Source organism: Salinivibrio sp. EAGSL (assembly GCF_013366455.1).
Lineage (GTDB): Bacteria > Pseudomonadota > Gammaproteobacteria > Enterobacterales > Vibrionaceae > Salinivibrio > Salinivibrio costicola.
On sequence record NZ_JABWMG010000003.1, the window covers coordinates 146337 to 160428 of the forward strand.

Sequence of the window (14092 nt, forward strand, 5' to 3'; positions counted from 1 at the left end):
CACGCCACGAGGCGGTGACTGTCGGTCACGCCTCGTTCACTTGTTTTTTAATGCATGCCGGTTGGTAGTCAAAGACAATTGAGACGTTAGTTTGTGGGGCACTTTGGCAGGCAAGGATTTCCCCGGGCATCACGAAAGCCATGGCATCGTGTTGAGTGACCGAACCTTGATTAAGTTTACAGCGACACGCACCACACAGACCACTTCGGCACTGATATTCAGGCTGAATGCCAGCATTTTCGAGCTGTTCAAGCAAGTTTTGGTGGGTGTTGCCACCCACCTCCACGCCATTCACGTCGATAGTGATACGGGTCATAGTTCAAAATCACCGAAGTCTTCAACGCTGACTTCATTGTCAATCTGTCCCACCAAGTAGGAGCTAATCTCCGCTTCTTGTGGGGCAACTTGCACGTTATCCGATGACAACCATGCATTAATCCAAGGAATGGGGTTTTGGGTTGCATCGTCGTACGCGGGGGCGAGGCCAACAGCGGACATACGCAGGTTGGTAATGTATTCCACGTATTGACACAAGATGTCTTTGTTCAACCCAATCATGGAGCCATCACGGAATAGATACTCGGCCCAATCCTTCTCTTGCTCGGCGGCTTTTTTAAACAGGTCAAAGCATTCTTGCTCGCATTCTTTTGCGATCTCAGCCATTTCAGGATCGTCCTGACCGCTACGCAGAATATTGAGCATATGTTGCGTGCCGGTCAGGTGCAGCGCTTCGTCACGCGCGATAAATTTAATGATCTTGGCGTTACCTTCCATTAATTCGCGCTCGGCAAACGCAAACGAACAGGCAAAGCTGACGTAGAAGCGAATCGCTTCAAGTGCATTCACTGACATTAAACACAAATACAACTGACGTTTTAGGGCACGCAAGCTCACGGTGACGGTATGACCGTTAATGGTATGTGTGCCTTCACCAAGCTGATGATAGTAGTTGCTTAGTTGAATAAGATCGTCGTAATACTGCGCAATATCTTCGGCGCGCTTTTGAATGTGTTCATTCATCACAATGTCGTCAAAGACAACCGCTGGATCAGCGACAATATTACGAATGATATGCGTGTAAGAGCGCGAATGAATGGTTTCTGAGAAACTCCACGTTTCAATCCAGGTCTCTAGCTCCGGAATGGACACCAATGGAAGCAGTGCCACATTTGGGCTACGACCTTGGATAGAATCCAATAATGTTTGATACTTCAAGTTACTGATGAAAATATGTTTTTCATGTTCAGGTAGCTTGTTGTAGTCAATACGGTCGCTTGATACATCGACTTCTTCTGGGCGCCAAAAGAAAGACAGCTGCTTTTCGATCAGCTTTTCAAAAATCTCATATTTTTGCTGGTCATAACGGGCAACGTTGACCGATTGGCCCAAGAACATCGGTTCTTTAAGCGGATCGTTGTTAATTTTAGAAAACGTACTGTAAGCCATGAATCTTATTAACCTCTAGAAAAGGGCCCGGGTGGGGCCCTTCGCATATTGTGTTAGATCTTACATGCGCCGCCGGCACAATCATCATCGGCAGCTTGTGCCGCGCTTGAGTCGGATTGACCGTCTGTCGCGCCATCACGGGTGTTGTGATAATACAGGGTTTTTACCCCTAATTTATAAGCTGTGAGCAGATCTTTAAGCAGTTGGTTCATAGGAACTTTACCGCTTGCATGTCGGCTCGGATCATAATTGGTGTTGGCAGAAATCGCTTGGTCAACGAATTTTTGCATGATACCCACTAACTGTAAGTAACCCTCATTGCTACCAATGTTCCAGAGCAGTTCGTAGTTATTTTTATATTTATCATACTCCGGTACCACCTGCTTCAAGATGCCATCTTTTGATGCTTTGACCGAGACAAAACCACGCGGTGGCTCAATGCCATTGGTGGCATTTGAGATTTGCGAAGACGTCTCAGACGGCATCAGCGCTGTCAGGGTCGAGTTACGCAAACCATGGGTTTGAATATCCTTACGTAGGGTTTCCCAATCCAGATGAAGCGGTTCGTCGCAAATCGCGTCTAAATCTTTTTTATACGTATCAATAGGGAGAATGCCCTGTGCATAGGTGGTTTCATTAAAGGCTGGACATGCGCCTTTCTCTTTCGCCAGCTCTACCGATGCACGCAATAAGTGGTATTGGATGGCTTCAAAGGTACGATGCGTGAGGCCATTCGCACTGCCATCCGAATAACGCACGCCATGTTTAGCCAGGTGGTATGCGAAGTTAATGACACCCACACCGAGCGTACGACGGTTCATGGTCGCTTTACGTGCGGCGGGCAATGGATAGTCTTGGTAATCCAACAACGCATCCAGTGCACGAATGGTCAATTCAGCTAGCTCACCCAACTCATCGAGTGATTCAAGCGCACCCAGGTTAAAGGCCGAGAGGGTACACAGTGCAATTTCACCGTTCTCGTCTTCAACATTATTCAGTGGCTTAGTGGGGAGGGCAATCTCCAGACACAGGTTCGACTGACGAATCGGCGCAACAGATGGATCAAACGGGCTATGCGTATTGCAATGGTCCACATTTTGAATGTAAATACGACCTGTTGACGCACGCTCTTGCATCATCAGTGAGAACAAATCCACGGCTTTAACGGTTTCACGCTGGATTGATTCATCTGCTTCGTACTGGGTATACAGACGCTCAAATTCTTCTTGGTTTTCAAAGAATGCATCATAGAGCCCTGGCACATCTGATGGTGAGAACAACGAAATGTTGCCACCTTTAAGCAAACGGGTGTACATCAGCTTGTTAATTTGTACCCCGTAGTCCATATGGCGGACACGGTTCTCTTCGACGCCTCGGTTATTTTTCAATACCAGCAGCGATTCAACTTCACGGTGCCACATCGGGTAGAACAAAGTCGCTGCACCACCACGTACGCCACCTTGTGAGCAACATTTCACCGCGGTTTGGAAATACTTATAAAAAGGGATACAGCCGGTGTGGAAAGCTTCACCGCCACGAATAGGGCTACCCAGTGCACGAATGCGGCCTGCGTTAATGCCAATCCCTGCGCGCTGTGACACGTAGCGAACAATGGCACTGGACGTCGCATTGATTGAATCCAAGCTGTCGTCACACTCAATCAGCACGCAAGAGCTAAACTGGCGTGTTGGTGTCCGTACGCCTGACATAATCGGCGTTGGCAGCGAAATTTTAAACTGCGACGCGGCATTGTAGAAGCGGCGAATATAGTCAAGACGCGTTTCTTTGGGATAAGAGGCAAACAAACAGGCAGCGACCATCATGTACAAGAACTGCGCGCTCTCGTAAATCTCACCGGTGACTCGGTTTTGTACCAGGTATTTACCTTCCAGCTGTTTGACGGCCGCATACGAGAAGTTCATATCACGCCAGTGATCGAGATAGCCATCCAGGGTCTCGAGCTCTTCGAGGCTGTAGTCTTCCAAAATGTGTTTATCGTATTTGCCTTTCTCAACCATGCCTTTTACATGATCAACCAGCTTAGGTGGCTCGAATTGGCCATAGGCTTTTTACGTAAATGGAAGACAGCCAAACGCGCCGCGAGATATTGATAATCCGGGCTTTCTTCAGAGATAAGGTCGGCAGCGGCTTTGATGATTGTCTCGTGGATATCTTCAGTGCGCATGCCATCGTAAAACTGGATGTGAGAGCGCATCTCAACCAGAGAAACGGAAACGTTTGAGAGGCCTTCGGCAGCCCAAGTCACAACGCGATGGATTTTGTCGAGGTTTAAGTTTTCTTTGCGTCCATCACGCTTTAATACGGTAATTTCTTGGTTCATTTGTATGCTTTCCCAATATTTCCTTGCCAAACTGCTCTTTTTGCAAGTTCTTATAAAATGCTGATGATTTTTTGGTCGGCCTCTATGCGGACGTTGCGTCGTTCATACACTATATATAGGGGTCGGCGTGTAAGTCGGTTACAAGATAGTGATATAGGCGCACTTTTGCAAGCCAATCTGACGGCCTTAGGGTGTGGATATCTTGGGGATGTTATCCTTAAAGTTAGTAACTACCAACCTACTGGCTCAAGGCCGCCAAGATTAATGAAAATTTCAATCACTGAAAGGCAAAAATTAGCAATAAAAAAAATTTATTTTGGTTGATCTTAGTCATGATCAGTGATCGGTTTTAACTGATTGAAAAGCCAGCAAACCCCACAAAATGTGGGGTGTGACTAGGATCCAAGAAAGGCGCTAAGCTGTGTTGGTGTGGTAAAAATATGATCTGCTTCCCAATTGCTAATTAGCGCCGGATCACCCACATATCCCCAGCCAGCAACAATCGACTTCATATTCGCTGCATGAGCCGCCCGAGTATCATTTTCGATATCTCCGACGTAGAAGCAGCACTCTGGCGCACAATCAAGCGTTTTGGCCGCTTCTAAAAGAGGTAATGGATGCGGCTTAGCGTGCGCATAAGTATCGGCACCCACAATCACTTGTGCCGCTTGCAGACGCGGAAAGTGGTCGAGTAACTGATGAGTGAGCCCTTCAGGCTTATTGGTCACAATGCCCCAACGCATCGCTAAATGCGCCAACTTATCCAGCAGTGCATCAATACCTGGATACACCTGCGTCCCTTGGCAAATCGCTTGGCCATAATGATAAAGAAAGCGCGCACGTAAGGCGATAGGATCTTGATGTTTTGCTTGCTCGCCAAATCCGGCCGTGAGCAGCCCTCGCGCCCCAAAACTGGTGTGGGTGTATATTTGCTCCGCGGTCAAAGGCGGCAGGTCAAATTCGGCTAAAACACGATTCGCAGCTTCACCCATATCGGGCGCAGTATCGAGCAGGGTGCCATCAAGATCAAAGAGGATGGTCGACGGAGTCATGCCAGCTTGCTTCCTTTTCAGTCGGTTAGGGGGCCTGAGTATGAACGAGATAATTCACATCGACATTGGTATTCGACAGCTTATAGGTGTCGAAAAACGGATTATAGTGCAACCCAGTCATATCTTGGGCATTAAGCGAGGTGTTATCAATCATTGTCATCAGCTCTGAGGGCCGAATAAATTTATGATGCTCGTGGGTGCCTTTCGGGACTAACTTCAGAATGTGCTCGGCACCGACAATCGCAAATAGCCAGGATTTTGTATTGCGATTTAAGGTTGAGAAAAAGACATGGCCACCCGGTTTAACCATTTGGGCACAGGCGTGAATGACAGAGGCGGGCTCAGGGACATGCTCTAGCATCTCCATACATGTCACTACATCGTATTGCTGGACAAAGCTACTGGCGTGTTCTTCGGCTGTTGATTGGATGTATTGAACATCGACGCCCGCTTCAAGCGCGTGGAGTCGGGCAACGGTGAGTGGCTCTTTACCCATATCTAAGCCGGTGACGTCGGCGCCTTCTTGCGCCATGCTTTCTGCAAGGATCCCGCCACCGCAGCCGACATCGAGCACCTTCTTACCAAATAGTCCACCGGCTTTGGCCATCACATAGTCAAGACGCAGAGGATTGATTTGGTGTAGAGGCTTAAACTCACCCTCTAAATCCCACCAACGTGATGCCATGTCTTCAAACTTTTGAATTTCTGCCGGATCGACATTTGATACCTGAGTCATAACTACAGCTTCCTTATCGGTTTTGCTGCATTATAGCGAAATCCAACACGATAAAAAGAAGCCTATCTATCAGCGCGACGTGATACATCAGGCCAGCGCGCTCAGACACCTTGTGGGCTTATATTCTTAAAAATGCATAGCCAGATACGGAAGTGGTGGGTTTTTATCCGTATAGACGCATTCAGAGCGTCTACTAACGAGATCCGTGATACATCTTGGCCATATTCACGTGTCTCGTAGAAGGCTTTGTGTTATTCTCCGTAGTCACGTATTTGAATACGCAAACATTATTTTGAGGGATGTTGGCTCCATGAGCGATCTTGCTAAAGAGATCACGCCAGTCAATATCGAAGAGGAGCTGAAAAGCTCATACCTCGACTATGCAATGTCCGTCATTGTTGGCCGAGCTCTTCCTGACGTGCGTGATGGCCTAAAGCCAGTACACCGCCGCGTATTATTCGCGATGAACGTACTAGGCAACGACTGGAACAAGCCATATAAGAAATCGGCCCGTGTGGTCGGTGATGTGATCGGTAAGTATCACCCACACGGTGATAGTGCGGTTTACGACACCATTGTGCGAATGGCGCAGTCATTCTCGCTACGCTACAGGTTGGTAGATGGTCAAGGTAACTTCGGTTCTATTGACGGCGATTCTGCGGCGGCGATGCGTTACACCGAAGTGCGCATGGCAAAAATTGCCCATGAACTGCTCGCCGATCTTGATAAAGAAACCGTGGATTATGTGCCAAACTACGATGGCACCGAACAAATCCCGGATGTGTTGCCAACACGCGTACCTAACCTGCTCGTCAACGGTGGGTCAGGCATTGCGGTCGGGATGGCAACCAACATCCCACCTCACAACTTAACCGAAGTGGTTAATGGTTGTCTGGCTTACATCGATAACGAAGATATTACCATCGACGAGTTGATGGACTACATCCCAGGCCCTGACTTTCCAACCGCGGCAATGATCAATGGCCGTAAAGGGATTGAAGACGCTTACAAAACGGGCCGTGGTAAAGTTTACTTACGTGCCAAAGCGGATATCGAAACAGAAAAAATGGTAAAGAGACCATCGTTGTTAACGAGATCCCTTACCAAGTCAACAAAGCGCGTTTGATTGAAAAAATCGCCGAGTTGGTAAAAGACAAAAAAATCGATGGTATTTCTGCACTGCGTGATGAGTCGGATAAAGACGGCATGCGGATTGTCATCGAATGTCGCCGCGATGCGGTTGCGGAAGTGGTTCTAAACAACCTTTACGCGCAAACGCAATTGCAGACATCGTTCGGTATCAACATGGTGGCGCTGGACAACAACCAGCCGAAGCTTTTCAATTTGAAAGAAATGTTGAAATGCTTTGTCAATCACCGCCGCGAAGTGGTTACACGTCGAACGGTTTACGAATTACGTAAAGCACGCGATCGTGCCCATATCCTGGAAGGGCTCGCGGTCGCGCTTGCTAACATCGATGAAGTGATTGAACTGATTCGTCAAGCACCAACACCTGCTGTTGCCAAGCAAGAGTTACAAGACCAAGGTTGGAAACTCGGTGGCGTATCGGCAATGCTTGAAGCGGTTGGGGGCGAAAATGCCCGTCCAGAGTGGCTTGCGGCAGAATTTGGTGCCCGCAACGATGGGTCTTATTATCTCACTGAGCAACAAGCGCAAGCGATCTTGGATCTGCGTTTGCACAAGCTTACTGGGCTTGAGCACGAAAAGATCTTAGACGAGTACAAAGGGCTTCTAGAGCAAATCGCGGAGCTATTACACATCTTAGCGAGCACTGAGCGCTTGATGGAGGTCATCCGTGAAGAGCTGGAAGCGGTGCGTGATAGCTATGGTGATAAACGTCTAACTGAGATCACTGCGGCAAGTGCCGACATTGATATCGAAGATCTGATCAACCAAGAAGATGTGGTAGTGACGTGGTCACACGACGGGTACGTCAAGTACCAAGCGTTGAGTGACTATGACGCGCAACGTCGTGGTGGTAAAGGCAAATCGGCGACGCGTATGAAAGATGAAGACTTCATCGAGCGTCTATTGGTGGCAAACACCCACGACACCATCTTATGCTTCTCCACCCGTGGCCGCATGTACTGGCTGAAAGTTTATCAATTGCCGCATGCGTCACGTAATGCCCGTGGTAAGCCGATTGTTAACTTACTCCCGCTTGAAGACGGTGAGCGAATTACCGCTATTCTACCGGTGCGTGAGTACGAGGAAGACAAGTATGTCTTTATGGCAACCGCACACGGCACGGTGAAGAAAACGCCGTTGACTGACTTTAGTCGTCCACGTAGCGCCGGTATTATTGCGGTGAACTTACGTGACAACGATAGCCTGATTGGCGCGCAGCTCACCGACGATAGCAGCGAAGTCATGTTGTTCTCGCAATTCGGTAAAGTCGTGCGGTTTGTCGCTTCAAATGACACCGTGCGTGCAATGGGTCGTACCGCTGCAGGGGTGCGAGGTATTCGATTGGCCGAGAATGACCAAGTTGTCTCGCTGATTATCCCGCAAGCCGGCGCTGAGATCCTAACCGTCACCGAAAATGGCTTTGGTAAACGTACCGCTTTGGATGAATATCCGACCAAGAGTCGTGCAACCAAAGGGGTGGTATCGATCAAAGTCTCCGAGCGTAACGGTGATGTCGTGAGTGCCATTCAGGTGTGTGAAGGCGACGAGCTGATGATGATCACCAATGCGGGCACACTAGTACGTACTCGCGCCGAAGAAGTGAGCCAAGTGGGTCGAAATACCCAAGGTGTTCGTCTGATCCGCGTCAGCGATGACGAGAAAGTGGTTGGCCTACAGCGTATTGAAGAGCCTGATGAAGAAGAAATGGAAGCGCTGGCGAATGAAGCTGCTGCGACCCATAAATCAGAGGGTGTCGACACGTCGGATGAGGATGTTTCACCTACGGTGAATGATGATCAAGACGACGCGCCAGCGTCGGATGAGGATTCAAACACCTAATCGTGACTCGGTGTAAGATTAAAAAGGGTGCAGTGAACTGCGCCCTTTTTTATTGCCTATTGATTGGGTAGCGCTAAAAATATCCAGGCGTGCCAAGAAATCAGGGTGGAATGTGTCTTGGTGCTTTCAAAATGTGCGTGAAACGTGTTAAATCAATCACACGCCTTTTAAAACGAACGGCTTAAAACGTCTTTTTAAAACAACGAGTATTCTTGCCGTCCAACGGACGCGGGAGATGACAAAAAGCAGGAGCCCCTCCCCAACATGGATAACGTCTATAACTTCTCAGCTGGCCCGGCGATGCTGCCGCGTGAGGTCATGCTTAAAGCCCAAAAAGAATTCATGAACTGGCAAGGCCTTGGCACGTCAGTAATGGAAGTTTCGCATCGCAGTGAGGCATTTTTATCTTTAGCTCGCCAGTCTGAGCAAGATCTGCGAGAACTGCTGGTTATTCCAGAGAATTATCACATTCTATTTTGCCAAGGTGGCGCACGTGCGCAATTTGCCGCAGTACCCATGAACCTCATGGGCAACCATACCATTGCTGATTACGTTGATGGCGGTTATTGGGCCGAGAGTGCCGTCAAAGAAGCAAAGCGCTATTGCACACCGAATGTGATTAACGTTCGACGCGAGCGTGACGGTAAGCGAGCTATCTCGCCAGCCAAAGATTGGTTGCTCAGTAGTGACGCTGCGTATGTGCATTTTTGCCCGAATGAAACCATTGATGGCATTGAAATTAACGATCTGCCCGACACCCATAAGCCGATTGTCGCCGACATGTCATCGACCATTTTATCACGTCCGATCGACGTGTCTCGATATGGTGTTATTTATGCGGGTGCACAGAAGAATATTGGCCCTGCTGGACTCACACTGGTCATCGTGCGTGATGACTTACTGGGCTTGGCAAAAGATGTATTGCCAAGTGTGCTCAATTACAAAGTATTGGCCGATAAAGACTCCATGTTTAACACACCACCGACCTTTGGCTGGTATCTTGCGGCTGAAGTGTTTAAGTGGTTAAAACAACAAGGTGGTATTGAAGCGGTGTACGCGCGTAACCAACAAAAAGCGGCGTTGCTATACGATGCCATAGACCAGTCAAGCTTGTACCGGAACCAGATTCATCCTGACAACCGATCATTGATGAATGTGCCGTTTCAACTGGCCAATAGTGAGCTGGATGAAACCTTCCTCGCGGAAGCGACAGCGCAAGGCCTACATGCACTCAAAGGCCACCGTGACGTGGGTGGGATGCGAGCGTCTATTTATAACGCGATGCCACTAGAAGGGGTGCAAACCCTCGTGGACTTTATGCATGAGTTTGAGAAAACGCACGGCTGATTCACTGTGTCCAGGTAAGATTTATCGAAAAAGACCGCTTTTGTCGTGAAAGCGGTCTTTTTATTTCCCTTCTCGACACTTTGATAAAAATAATAATTGTGAGACCGCTTGTATTTTGGTTACTCTGGGGACACTAAGCATCACGGATATAAACCAGAATGGAGCAACTGACACTTTCCCCCATCTCTCATGTTAATGGTCAAATTCACCTACCTGGCTCGAAAAGCGTGTCTAATCGCGCCTTGCTGCTTGCCGCGTTAGCGTCAGGCACCACACGATTGACCAACCTACTCGATAGTGATGACATTCGGCATATGCTTAATGCATTTACCGCGTTAGGTGTGTCGTATCAACTGTCTTCGGATCGCACCGAATGTGTGGTAGAAGGGCTGGGACAAGCTTTTCAGGTCGACACCCCGCTTGAGCTATTTTTGGGCAATGCCGGCACAGCGATGCGGCCTTTAACTGCGGCACTGTGCCTGGGTAAAGGCGAGGTGACCTTGACTGGCGAACCAAGAATGAAAGAACGCCCGATTGGTCACTTGGTCGACGCGCTCAATGCGATCGGCGCTGATGTCCGTTATCTCGAGGCCGAAGGTTACCCGCCATTGCGCATCAAAGGTACAGGGTTAGCTGGCGGTGATGTCAACATCGATGGCAGTATCTCCAGCCAATTTCTGACCGCGCTGCTGATGGCTGCTCCGTTTGCGCGCCAAGAAACGCGTATTACTATCAAAGGCGATTTGGTCTCTAAGCCTTACATTGATATTACCCTTGCTATCATGGCGCAATTTGGCGTCGAGGTGCAAAACGACAACTATCAGCGCTTTGTCGTGCCGGCTGGTCAGCACTATTGCTCGCCTGGGCATTTTATGGTTGAAGGCGATGCATCGTCTGCCTCTTATTTTCTTGCGCCGCGGCAATCAAAGGCGGTGAAGTTAAGGTCACAGGCATTGGACGGAAAAGTGTACAAGGTGATATCCAGTTTGCCGATGCGCTAGCCGCAATGGGCGCGGATATAGAGTGGGGCGACGATTACGTGTTAGCGCGCCGCAATACGCTACAAGGCGTGGATATGGATTTTAACCATATTCCCGATGCCGCGATGACCATTGGTGTCGCTGCGTTATTCGCAAACGGACCGACGCGCATTCGTAACGTGTATAATTGGCGAGTCAAAGAAACCGATCGACTTTATGCCATGGCAACGGAGTTGAAAAAACTCGGCGCCGTGGTCGAAGAAGGTGACGATTATCTGTATGTTGAGCCACCTAAGCAACTTAAGCATGCGGCAATCGACACGTATGACGATCATCGCATGGCGATGTGTTTTTCGCTGGTGGCACTCAGTGATACGCCCGTTACCATCAATGACCCGGGTTGCACCTCAAAAACCTTTCCTGATTACTTCGACAAGCTAGCGGCAATCAGCGCTGACTGATGATAAAGCGTGAGGGTTTTTTATTGCTGCTGATATTGAGTCAGCAGCAATGATTTCCTTGTCCATTTCTTCTATAATGTGCACCGAATTATACAACCGCCCGTTTTCGTTAAAGCGTGATGCAAGCAAAAGCCTGATGCGACTAACAAGCATCATGTGACTAACAAGCCTGATGCGACAAAACGGGCGCGTTGAGCGATCGAGACCAACGTGGAGAGATTTATGCCGATACAGGCGCCTGTCATTACAGTAGATGGACCAAGCGGTGCAGGAAAAGGAACCCTATGTATGCGACTGGCTGAAAAGCTCGGTTGGCACCTGCTCGACTCAGGAGCTATCTATCGGGTACTGGCTCTCGCAGCGATTCATCATGACGTTGATACCGAATCTGAAGAAGCACTGGTGCCACTGGCCGCCAACTTAGACGTGCAGTTTTTGGCCGAAGGAGACTTGGTGAAAGTGATCCTGGAAGGCGAAGATGTGTCCGGGACCTTGCGGACCGAGCAGGTAGGCAACCAAGCCTCAAAAGTGGCTGCGTTACCCCGGGTTCGTGAAGCATTATTACGCCGCCAGCGCGCCTTTGTTGGTGAGCCGGGGTTGATTGCTGACGGACGTGATATGGGAACGGTAGTGTTCCCGAAAGCGGCGGCTAAAATCTTTTTGGATGCCAGTGCAGAAGAACGCGCGCGTCGCCGTCAGCACCAGTTGCAAGGTAAAGGGGTTAATGTTACCTTTGAGCAACTTTTAAGTGAAATTCAAGAGCGTGATGATCGCGATCGCAACCGAGCGGTGGCACCATTGCGTCCTGCGTCTGACGCCTTAGAGCTAGATTCTACCTCGTTATCGATTGACGAGGTGATCGAGCAGGCGTTAGCGTTTATTGAAAGCAAATTATCGGCTGCATAAGCAGTCTATAACCGTTAGCTGCAAGGATGATAGCTGACATATTTTACAACCCCATGCGGTAGGATACCCGTGGACGTTTATCAAATTGAAGATTTTAAATATAATGACTGAATCTTTTGCTCAACTCTTTGAAGAGTCTCTAAAAGAAATCGAAACTCGCCCAGGTTCTATTGTTAAGGGTACTGTTGTTGCTATCGAGAACGGTTTCGTTCTGGTTGACGCAGGCCTGAAATCTGAATCGTCCATTCCGGCTGACCAATTCAAGAACGCTGCTGGCGAACTTGAAATTGAAGTAGGCGGTGAAGTCGATGTAGCCCTGGACGCAGTGGAAGATGGTTTCGGTGAAACTCAGCTTTCTCGTGAGAAAGCTAAGCGTCACGAAGCTTGGATCCAGCTAGAAAAAGCGTACGAAGAAGCTGAAACCGTTAACGGTGTTATTAACGGTAAAGTGAAAGGTGGTTTCACCGTAGAACTGAACGGCATCCGTGCGTTCCTACCGGGTTCACTGGTTGACGTTCGTCCAGTACGTGACACTTCTCACCTGGAAGGCAAAGAGCTCGAGTTCAAAGTAATCAAGCTTGACCAGAAGCGCAACAACGTTGTTGTTTCTCGTCGTGCGGTTATCGAGTCAGAAAACAGCGTTGAGCGTGACGAGCTGCTAGCTTCTCTGCAAGAAGGCATGGAAGTTAAAGGTATCGTTAAGAACCTGACTGACTACGGTGCGTTCGTTGATCTGGGCGGCGTTGATGGCCTGCTTCACATCACTGATATGGCGTGGAAGCGCGTTAAGCACCCATCAGAAATCGTTAATGTTGGTGACGAAATCAACGTTAAAGTTCTGAAGTTTGATCGTGAGCGTACTCGTGTATCACTTGGTCTGAAACAACTGGGTGAAGATCCATGGGTAGCCATTGCTAACCGTTACCCAGAAGGTCACAAGCTGACTGGTCGTGTAACTAACCTAACTGACTACGGCTGCTTCGTTGAAATCGAAGAAGGCGTTGAAGGTCTGGTACACGTGTCTGAAATGGACTGGACCAACAAAAACATCCACCCATCTAAAGTGGTTAACGTGGGTGACGAAGTTGAAGTTATGGTTCTGGACATCGACGAAGAGCGTCGTCGTATCAGCCTAGGTCTGAAACAGTGTAAAGCCAACCCATGGCAGCAATTCGCTGAAACTCAGAACAAAGGCGACCGTGTTACTGGTAAGATCAAGTCAATCACTGACTTCGGTATCTTCATCGGTCTAGACGGCGGCATCGACGGTCTGGTTCACTTGTCTGACATTTCTTGGAACGCAACAGGCGAAGAAGCCGTTCGCGAATACAAGAAAGGCGACGAGATCTCAGCAGTGGTTCTTCAGGTTGACGCAGAGCGTGAGCGCATCTCACTCGGCATCAAGCAGATGGAAGAAGACCCATTCAACAACTACCTGGCAGCCAACAAAAAAGGTGCTATCGTTAATGGTACGGTAACTGCTGTTGACGCGAAAGGCGCAACGGTTGAGCTAGCAGAAGGTGTTGAAGGTTATCTGCGTGCTTCTGAAGCATCGCGTGACCGTGTTGAAGACGCGACGCAAGTGCTTTCAGTTGGCGACAGTGTTGAAGCGAAGTTCACCGGTGTTGACCGTAAGAACCGCGTTCTTAACCTGTCTGTCCGTCTGAAAGACGAAGCTGACGAGCAAGAAGCAGTAGCGAGCCTGAACAAAACCGAAGAAGGTTCTATCGGCAACGCTATGGCTGACGCGTTTAAAGCAGCGAAAAGCGAATAATGTATACGTTGAGGGGGAAATTTTCCCCCTCTGCACTTATACTGTTGAGAAACATACTAAA

Annotated in this window: 7 protein-coding genes and 3 pseudogenes; 5 read left to right on the forward strand and 5 right to left on the reverse strand. The window is 48.9% G+C overall.

What is annotated here, in order from left to right; translation table 11 throughout:
* Window positions 1-25 precede the first annotated feature (25 nt).
* The 5 genes and pseudogenes from yfaE to ubiG form a co-directional block, all read right to left on the reverse strand.
* Window positions 26-316 carry a class I ribonucleotide reductase maintenance protein YfaE gene (gene yfaE, locus HLG76_RS03110; RefSeq protein ID WP_021022400.1) on the reverse strand — a complete coding sequence of 97 codons (291 nt, stop codon included), beginning with the start codon at window positions 314-316 and terminating at the stop codon, window positions 26-28.
* Window positions 313-1446 (reverse strand): class Ia ribonucleoside-diphosphate reductase subunit beta, encoded by a 1134-nt coding sequence (nrdB, locus tag HLG76_RS03115; RefSeq protein WP_021022399.1) that lies wholly within the window; start codon window positions 1444-1446, stop codon window positions 313-315. Before nrdB ends, yfaE begins: the two co-directional genes overlap by 4 nt.
* 53 nt (window positions 1447-1499) lie before the next feature.
* Window positions 1500-3787, reverse strand: a pseudogene (nrdA, locus tag HLG76_RS03120) (class 1a ribonucleoside-diphosphate reductase subunit alpha).
* 395 nt (window positions 3788-4182) lie between these two features.
* Window positions 4183-4839, reverse strand: coding sequence for a phosphoglycolate phosphatase (gene gph / locus HLG76_RS03125; protein ID WP_077460204.1), 657 nt, complete (start codon window positions 4837-4839; stop codon window positions 4183-4185).
* Between the two features lie 25 nt (window positions 4840-4864).
* Window positions 4865-5575, reverse strand: coding sequence for a bifunctional 2-polyprenyl-6-hydroxyphenol methylase/3-demethylubiquinol 3-O-methyltransferase UbiG (ubiG, locus tag HLG76_RS03130; RefSeq protein WP_021022396.1), 711 nt, complete (start codon window positions 5573-5575; stop codon window positions 4865-4867).
* 310 nt (window positions 5576-5885) lie between these two features.
* Between ubiG and gyrA the strand changes: the two are divergent.
* From gyrA to rpsA, 5 genes and pseudogenes are all read left to right on the forward strand, one after another.
* Window positions 5886-8563: pseudogene (gyrA, locus tag HLG76_RS03135) on the forward strand (DNA topoisomerase (ATP-hydrolyzing) subunit A).
* Between the two features lie 264 nt (window positions 8564-8827).
* Entirely contained in the window at window positions 8828-9910 is a 1083-nt protein-coding gene (gene serC, locus HLG76_RS03140) for a 3-phosphoserine/phosphohydroxythreonine transaminase (RefSeq protein WP_175993040.1), read from the forward strand.
* Window positions 9911-10068: 158 nt separating this feature from the next.
* A pseudogene (gene aroA, locus HLG76_RS03145) lies at window positions 10069-11351 on the forward strand (3-phosphoshikimate 1-carboxyvinyltransferase).
* A 222-nt stretch (window positions 11352-11573) separates the two neighbouring features.
* Window positions 11574-12257 (forward strand): (d)CMP kinase, encoded by a 684-nt coding sequence (cmk, locus tag HLG76_RS03150; protein ID WP_077460208.1) that lies wholly within the window; start codon window positions 11574-11576, stop codon window positions 12255-12257.
* A 103-nt stretch (window positions 12258-12360) separates the two neighbouring features.
* Window positions 12361-14031, forward strand: coding sequence for a 30S ribosomal protein S1 (gene rpsA / locus HLG76_RS03155; protein ID WP_021022391.1), 1671 nt, complete (start codon window positions 12361-12363; stop codon window positions 14029-14031).
* Window positions 14032-14092 lie beyond the last annotated feature (61 nt).